This window comes from Kitasatospora sp. NPDC036755, from assembly GCF_040636595.1.
Lineage (GTDB): Bacteria > Actinomycetota > Actinomycetes > Streptomycetales > Streptomycetaceae > Kitasatospora.
This window is the reverse complement of record NZ_JBEZUT010000382.1, coordinates 1-7,627: the sequence shown is the minus strand read 5'-3', so window position 1 is coordinate 7,627 and position 7,627 is coordinate 1. Positions and strand designations below refer to the sequence as shown.

The 7,627-nt window shown below is 73.2% G+C and carries 8 protein-coding genes and 1 pseudogene; 6 read left to right on the top strand and 3 right to left on the bottom strand.

All coding sequences use genetic code 11. The features are described 5' to 3' along the window. Positions 1–1,789, bottom strand: a 1,789-nt coding sequence (locus tag AB0E96_RS35730; RefSeq protein ID WP_359830078.1) for a beta-galactosidase family protein, incomplete at its 3' end; no start/stop codon positions are given. Positions 1,790–2,122: 333 nt separating this feature from the next. Further along, positions 2,123–2,866, bottom strand: coding sequence for a class I SAM-dependent methyltransferase (locus tag AB0E96_RS35725; protein ID WP_359830076.1), 744 nt, complete (start codon positions 2,864–2,866; stop codon positions 2,123–2,125). A gap of 401 nt (positions 2,867–3,267) precedes the next feature. Between AB0E96_RS35725 and AB0E96_RS35720 the strand changes: the two genes are divergently transcribed. The 5 genes from AB0E96_RS35720 to AB0E96_RS35700 all read left to right on the top strand — a co-directional run bounded on the left by AB0E96_RS35720 (position 3,268) and on the right by AB0E96_RS35700 (position 6,570). Further along, entirely contained in the window at positions 3,268–4,275 is a 1,008-nt protein-coding gene (locus AB0E96_RS35720; RefSeq protein ID WP_359830074.1) for a DUF4073 domain-containing protein, read from the top strand. Between the two features lie 116 nt (positions 4,276–4,391). Next, the gene (locus tag AB0E96_RS35715) at positions 4,392–4,808 is read left to right on the top strand and encodes a hypothetical protein (protein ID WP_359830072.1); all 417 of its coding nucleotides are present in this window, start codon (positions 4,392–4,394) and stop codon (positions 4,806–4,808) included. A 318-nt stretch (positions 4,809–5,126) separates the two neighbouring features. Then, entirely contained in the window at positions 5,127–5,318 is a 192-nt protein-coding gene (locus AB0E96_RS35710; RefSeq protein WP_359830070.1) for a hypothetical protein, read from the top strand. Next, positions 5,318–5,785, top strand: coding sequence for a hypothetical protein (locus AB0E96_RS35705; RefSeq protein WP_359830068.1), 468 nt, complete (start codon positions 5,318–5,320; stop codon positions 5,783–5,785). The genes AB0E96_RS35710 and AB0E96_RS35705 overlap by 1 nt, the downstream gene beginning before the upstream one ends. Before the next feature lie 317 nt (positions 5,786–6,102). Further along, positions 6,103–6,570, top strand: a complete 468-nt coding sequence (locus AB0E96_RS35700; RefSeq protein ID WP_359830066.1) for a hypothetical protein — start codon at positions 6,103–6,105, stop codon at positions 6,568–6,570. Between the two features lie 104 nt (positions 6,571–6,674). On the opposite strand, the gene AB0E96_RS35695 is transcribed toward AB0E96_RS35700, so the two are convergent. Continuing rightward, on the bottom strand, positions 6,675–7,322 hold the full coding sequence (locus tag AB0E96_RS35695) for a DUF4937 domain-containing protein (protein ID WP_359830065.1): 648 nt from the start codon (positions 7,320–7,322) through the stop codon (positions 6,675–6,677). A gap of 212 nt (positions 7,323–7,534) precedes the next feature. On the opposite strand from AB0E96_RS35695, the pseudogene AB0E96_RS35690 reads away from it, so the two are divergent. Next, positions 7,535–7,627: pseudogene (locus tag AB0E96_RS35690) on the top strand (biotin/lipoyl-containing protein); the annotation flags it as partial.

Genomic DNA, 7,627 nt, shown 5'->3' with positions numbered 1-7,627 from the left:
TGGCCGTAGTGCTCGACCGGGTTCTTCCCGTACAGCGCGGAGACCAGCGGGGCGCCGAGGGCGAGCAGCAGGAACAGGGCCACCACCGCCAGGGCAGCTCGTTGACGCCCGCCCGCCACAGCGGGGCCGGGGCGTAGAGGGTCCGCTGGGGGCCCTGCGCGGAGTAGCGGCCGAGCAGGAAGCCGTTGAGCCAGAGCAGCCCGCGGCCCCAGCCGGGCAGGGCGACGAAGGCGTCGGCGGGCTCGCCGAGCGAGGCCTCGAAGCGGTGGAAGGCCGGGTCCGCACCGGTCGCCGGGCCGGCCTCCTCGTAGCGGAGCCCGTCCAGCTCGGAGAGCGGCAGCGGGCGGATCTCCCAGTCGAACAGCCGCTGGTGACCGTGGGAGACCCCGCGGACGATGCCCTTGCGGTCGTCCAGCAGCGGACCGTAGTTCACCCGGCCGAGCGCCTCGACCAGGATGTCGAGCACGACGCCCTCGGGCCCGACCTCCAGCGGCAGCGTCTCCGCCGGGGCGTCGCGGTGCAGCATGCCCAGCGGCCGGCCGTCCGCGAACACGTGGGCGCGGTCGCCGATCCCGTCGATGCGCAGCGGCATGGAGGGCCGCGGACCGGAGATCCGGGTGCGGTAGTGGATGAGGCCGAGGGACTGGCCGACCTTCTCCATCGGCTCGGGCGAGGCGCGGCGCACCGGCTCGGACAGGGCGTCGAGGTTCGCCAGCAGCCGGGCGCAGGCGGCCCGCCGCCGGACGCGTTGCGGGGAGACCCGCGGGGCGGGTGCGGGCAGTTCGCCCTCCGGCAGGGGGACGTACGTGCCGATGACGGCGCGGAAGGCGTGGAACTTCTCGGTGAGTTCGCCGGCCTCGCCGATCGGGGCGTCGTAGTCGTAGCTGGTGACGGTCGGCTGGTAGCCGGTGTCGAACGGCCGGGTCCCGGTGTGGTTGGCGCCGGCCCAGAAGCCGAAGTTGGTGCCGCCGTGGGCCATGTAGAGGTTGACGGAGGCCCCGGTCGCGAGCAGGTCGTCCAGCGCCCGCGCGGACTCGGCGGGGTCGCGCACGTGGTGCGGCTCGCCCCAGTGGTCGAACCAGCCGATCCAGAACTCCATGGCCGTCAGCGGGCCCTGGGGCTGGTAGCGGCGCAGCACCTCGAACCGCTCGGCGGGCCGGGAGCCGAACGTCGCCGTGGCCAGGTGGCTGGGGACGCCGCCGCCCTGCTGCATCGCGTCCTCCGCGCCGTCGGCGGTGAACAGCAGGCAGTCGACGCCGCGGGCGAGCAGGCCGTCGCGCAGGTGGTGGAGGTAGGCGCGGTCGTTGCCGAAGCTGCCATACTCGTTCTCGATCTGCACCGCGACCACCGGGCCGCCCCGGCCGGCCAGCAGCGGCAGGATCTCCGGCACGACGGCGTCGAACCAGGCGTCGACCTCGGCGAGGTAGGCCGGGTCGGCGCAGCGCAGCCGCAGCGCGTCGTCGGCGAGCAGCCGGGCCGGCAGGCCGCCGAACTCCCACTCGGCGCAGATGTAGGGGCCGGGCCGCAGGATGACGTCCAGGCCCTGCTCCTGGGCGATGCGGCTGAACCGGGCGACGTCGCGCCAGCCGGTGAAGTCGAAGGCGCCGGAGGGCAGCTCGTGGAAGTTCCAGGGGACGTAGGTGTCGACGGTGTTGGCGCCCATCGCGCGCAGCCGTCGCAGGCGGTCCTCCCAGAGGTCGGGGTGGACGCGGAAGTAGTGCAGGGCACCGGAGACGACGCGGTGCGGCGCCCCGTCCCGGAGGTACCCGGTTTCGTCGTGGTCGAGCATCAGGGGCCAGCTTTCGGAGTGCTTCTGGGGAGTGCTTGGGAGCTTCTGCGGAGTGCTTCTGGGGCAGGCGCGGCCGGCGGCCGACCGGTTCCGCGGGGCGGGGCCGGACCGCGGCGCGGCACGGGGTGGGAGGGGTGGCGGGAGTCCTGCCACGGTGGTCGAGCCTACCCAGTCCGGGGCTGCTTGGAAAGCGCTTTCCAGCAGGATTCGCCGGGTCGCGGACCCACCCGGACCGGCCGCGGGCGGCGGGTGGGGCCCGGGGCGGCCGGTCCTCCCGGGCGCCCCGGCCCCGCAGACCCACCGGCCGGTCGGTCGGTCGGTCGGGTCGGCGGCTCAGGCGCGGCAGCGCAGCATCTCCAGCGAGGGGAAGGCGAGGAAGTCCGCCCAGAACTCCCGGCCGTAGGCGCGGACGCCGGCCTCCGACACCTCCAGCGGCACCCACTCCAGCCCGGTGAACCCGGCCGCCCGCAGGCTGTGCTCGAACACCTCCCGGCGCGGGGCCGTGGCGACGATGCTGATCGGCTCCGGGTCGATCAGGGCCGTGACCCGCACCCGCGGCCCCGTCTCGATCTCCTCGCCGAGGGGCTCGCAGCGGAACCCGTAGCGCTCCAGGGACGGGCAGTCGAACCGGTAGTCGGGCTTCTGGGCGAGGAGGAAGAACTCCCCGCCGGGCACCAGGCTGCGGCGGGCGGCGCGGCACATCCGCTCCATCGCCGCGACGTCCTCGGCGTAGTTGAGGCAGTGCACCGCCAGGGCGATGTCGAACCGCCTGTCCAGCGGCGGCAGTTCGGCCACATCGCCGACCTCGTAGCGCACGCCCAGCGGCTCCCGCAGCTCGCTCGCCCGCGCGGCGGCGACCATCTCGCCCGAGAGGTCGACGCCGAGGACGTCGGCGGCGCCGCGGCGCTTGAACTCCCGGCTGTAGAAGCCGGTGCCGCACGCCAGGTCGAGGACCGACCGGCCGCGGACGTCCCCGACCAGGCCGAGGAAGCTCGGCACCTCCCCGTAGCGCGCCAACGGCAGGGCCTTGAAGCCCTCGAACGCCTCGCCGATCCCGTCGTACTGCCGCACGTCCATGTGCCGCTCCTCCGATGCGTCGTTCCGTCCGTACGTCCTGGCGCGTGCGGCCGGCTTGATCCTTCCGGGCCGGTGGGCCCGGCCGGTCGGCGGCGGCCGCCGCGGTGGAAAGTCTCCTCCGCGCGGGTCCGCGGCCGTACTGGCGGATGACACGAAGAATCCGGCCCGGCGGCGCGGGGAGTCGGAGCGCGCCGCGGCCCGCTCGTGCGACCGGACCGAACCCGACCGGATCGGGCCGGGTGGGACGGAGGGTGACGGGCACGCGGCCGTCCTCCGGACCGACCCTGATCGACAGTGCCCGTTCACCTGACCGCCCATTCGATCGCATAGTGATAACGGGTCTGGTCCGAACCGCGCGGCGGCAACCCCCGGCGCAGCGCGGCAGTCGAAAGGAAAGACCCATGGAACGCAGGACGCTGCTCGGCGCGACCGCCGGAGCGCTGGCGCTCGGAGGACTCGCGCAGGGGACCGCCGCGGCGGACTCCGACGGCGGCGGGCTGGTGACGAGCTTCAACGTCATCAGCGACATCCAGGGCGACCTCGGCGACTTCGCCCAGGCGCTCAGGGACATCCGGGCCACCAACCCGCAGGGGTCGGGCCTGGCCGTCGCCGGGGACATCACGCCGCGCGGCTACGACTTCGAGTACGCCGAGGTGCAGAAGGTGCTGGACCAGGGGCCGAAGCCCCGCGAGGTGGCCTGGGCCATCGGCAACCACGAGTTCTACGTCCCCAAGTGGTCCGACCCGAACACGCTCGCCCAGAGCACCTGGCCCAACGGCACCACCGAGGAGTCCCTCTTCCGCAGCTTCTACCGGTTCGCCAAGCGGTCCTCGATCTACGCGGAGACCACCTTCGGCGGCATCCCGGTCCTGACCCTCGGCACCGAGCGCTACATGAAGTACCACGACAACTCCCTGTGGGACGAGGTGTGGATCAGCGACGCGCAGTTCCGGTGGCTGGAGGACCGCCTGCAGTACTGGGCGCGGCGCCGCAAGCCCGTCATGGTGATCACCCACCACCCGCTGCCCAACACGGTCTCCGGGACCCGCAGCAAGATCTACATGAGCGACTACCTCCAGCCCGACCGGCTCCTCGGTCTCCTCGGGCGGTACCGCGACGTGTTCCTCTTCAGTGGCCACACCCACTGGGACCTGACCCTCTCCGACTGGTACGTGCGCCGCATCGTGCCGGGCACCGCCAACCTGGACGGCTTCTCGGTGATCAACACCGGCGCCGTGCAGACCGGGTTCGCCGACAACGGGCAGGGCGGCGAGGTCACCGTCCCCGGGCACTTCAACCAGGGGCTCCAGGTGGACGTCTACCGCGACCGCGTCGCCATCAGGGCCCGCGACTTCGCGACCGGCACCTGGATGAAGCGGATCTCCGTGCCGCTGGCCACCCGGATCTGACCCCGGCACCCGCCCCGGGCGGCCCGGCGTGCCGCACCGACGGCCGTTACGGGCCGCCCGGGATGGGTAGACGCGAGCGGACGAGGGGGGCCGAGACCGAAACGGAAGGAATCCCCATGTTGCTGCTGGGACTTCTGCTGATGGCGGCGTCCGGCGCGTTCGTCGGACTGCTGATCGCGGACAACCTCTCCGGCGGACCCGACTACCAGGTGACGATCCTGGGCAACAACCTGGTGGCGCTGAACAGCCTGAGCATCTTCCTCGCCGGGGTGGCGCTGGCCCTGATCTTCTGTCTCGGCCTCGCGCTGATGCGGCTGTCCGGGCGCGGCCGGCGCTCCTCGCGAGGAGCGCATGCCGCCCGCGCCGAGCGGTCGGACCTCACCGGGCGATCGGACCTCACCGGGCGATCGGACCTCACCGGGCGGTCGGACCTCACGGGGCGCCCCGGTCCCGCCGGGAGTTCGGACCTCACCGGGCCGGAACAGCGGGCCGCCGCGCAGGGCGGCCGGATGCGGCACCGGCTGGGCCACTGACCGCACCGCCGGGGCCGGTGGGGGCGCTCCCACCGGCCCCGGCGCGGTGCTCGCCTGTCCTGCCCTCGGCGCCTGCCCGCCGCGCCCGCCCGCGCCGGCCGGCCGCCCGCCCCGTCCGGGCAGACGGGCATCGGCTCGGTGACGGCACCGGTGATCAGAACCGTCGAACAGGCCGGGAACCGGACTTAGGGAGCGTTTTGCCGTTCCATTGCCAGTTCATGGGTGGCAGCTGTTTTCGACTGGGGCAAAAGACGCTGATGAAACGGCGTACCGGATATTCCTGAAGCTCCGTCGGACGCCCGTCCGTCCGGCAGCTCGGTGGAATTCCCGCTCGAATCCTTCGCCGGGCGTGTACGTTGTTCGACGTCCGTAAGACTTGGACGCCGGTTCGTGGCATGCGCGGTCGCCGTGCCGCGCTCGTCCGCGATCCGTCAGCACTACCGGCACCGTCAGTACCACGGCATCCGCACCACGCCGGACCTGTTTCCGATGGACGAGGAATCGATCTGATGCGCATCGCTCGATGGACCGTCGCGGCGGCCACCGCCGCCCTGTTCGCCGCCGCTCCGGCCACCGCCCTCGCGGCACCGGCCGAAGGGGCGTCCGCCGTCGCCCCGACGATCACCGCCACCACGGTGGCCTGGGACGCCGCCTACGGCACCGAGGCCTCGGCCTCCGGGACCCGCTGGGCCGAGCAGAAGCCGTCGGGCTTCGGCGCCGACCTGGTGCTCACCGGCACGCTCACCACCACGGGCACCGGCTGCTACGCGGTGTGGACCCAGTTCACCAACGACTTCAGTGCGGGCCCCACCAAGAAGCAGGCCGAGGTCTGCGGCGCGGGCACGGTGGCCGTCAACGCCCGCCAGTCCTACTCGCTGACCACCACCGGCAGCATCGCCATCTGCAAGGCCGGTACCACCTACCCGTCGGACTGCGGTGAGTGGAAGAGCATCACCCACTGGCCCATCGGGGGCTGACCCTCCCGATTCGTTCCGGCGCGTGACGGCCGATCGTTTTTCGGCTGGAACGAAAGATACTGATGAAACGCCTCGGCGAAATACTCCCGGAGCCCCGTCGGCTGCCGGTCCGTCCGGCAGCTCGGTGGAATTCCCGCTCGAATCCTCCGCCGGGCGTGTACGTTGTTCGACGTCGGTAAGAATTGGACGCCGGTTCGCGGTACGTGCGGTCGTCATCGCCGCGCTCGTCCGCGATCCGGCAGCACTATCGGCACCGCCAGTACCACGGCATCCGCACCACGCCGGACCTGTTCCCCCATGGACAAGGAATCGATCTGATGCGTACCGCCCGATGGACCGCCGCGGCGGCCACCGCCGCCCTGTTCGCCGCCGTTCCGGCCACCGCCACCGCCGTCGCGGCACCGGCCGAGGCGGCCTCCGCCGCCGCCCCCACGACGGCCGCCACCACGGTGGCCTGGTCCGCCTCCTACGGCACCGCGGCCTCGGCCTCCGGGACCCGCTGGACCGAGACCAGCTCCGGCGGCTTCGGCACCGACCTGGTGCTCACCGGGACCCTCACCAACACGGGCGCCGGCTGCTACGCGGTGTGGACCAGGTACACCTTCGACTTCACCCCGGGCCCCACCACCAAGCAGGCGGAGATCTGCGGCGCGGGCAGCGTGGCCGTCAACGCCCGCCAGTACTACAAGTACACCACCACCGGCAGCATCGCCGTCTGCAAGGGCGGCACCACCTCGCCCACGGACTGCGGCACGTGGCAGAGCATCACCCACTGGCCCATCTGAGCCCGACCCTCTCGATCCGGCCGTACCAGGCCCCCGGACCGGCGCACCTCGCCCGGCCCCGGGGGCCCGTCCGTGTCCTCGGACTGCCGGACCCGCCGGCCTGCTCAGAGGACCGGACCCGGCGCCCCGAGGACGCGCCAGGAGGGTTCGAGGGGGAGCAGGTGGCCCGTCAGCGCGCGGACGTCGGTGGCGACGGCGGCGCGGGCGAGCAGGGCGGGGAGGCGGTCGGTGGTGTAGGCGTGGTGGGCGGCGGCGGTGGTCCACAGGGTGGTGACGAGGCAGCGGTCGGCGGCGAGCCGGGTGACGGTGCCGCCCAGCATGCCGTCCGCGGCGGCCATGCCCGGTGCCCAGACCTCGCGCTGGACGTCGAGGAAGTGCTCGGCGCGGCCGGGGTGGAGGCGGCAGTCGGCGGCGCGCAGGACGGTGGCCCGGCCGAGGGCCGCGGGCAGGGAGGGGACCGCGCCCGGCATGGTGAGCACCACCGGGCCGGTGGAGACCTCGATCTCCAGGGAGGAGGAGCGCTGGTCGGCCAGGTCGGCGATCCGGTCGTGGCGCTCGCGCAGGAAACGGGCGTAGGCGGGTTCGTCGGCCCACAGGGCGAGCAGCAGGGCCCGGTCCGCGTCGGGCTGCCAGCCGCCGGTCTGGCCCACCAGGCCCGGCTGGTCGGAGAGCGCCGACCAGTGCCGCTGGCCGGCGGCGAACGCCTCACGTGCTCCGGGCCGCACCCGGCAGTCGATCCATTTGCCGAACATGCGGGCCATCATGCTGCGCCGGGGCGGTGGGGCGTCCATCGGACCTTGGTCCCGGGGCCGCTCGGGCCGGAGGCGTAGGCCGTGGGCGGTGTCCGGATGTTGCAGAGTCCCGTCATTGCCGCCGTGGGTGCCGCCGGGCGAGGGTAGGGGCATGAACGACGCACCCCGTGGGCCGGAGAACGCGCACCGTGGCACGGACGACGCGCCCCGCCGACGGGCAGGTCGTCTGCGAGGTGGAGACCGCCAAGGCGGCGGTGGAGCTGCCCATCCCGTTCAACGGGGTGGTCGAGGAGCTGCACTTCCCC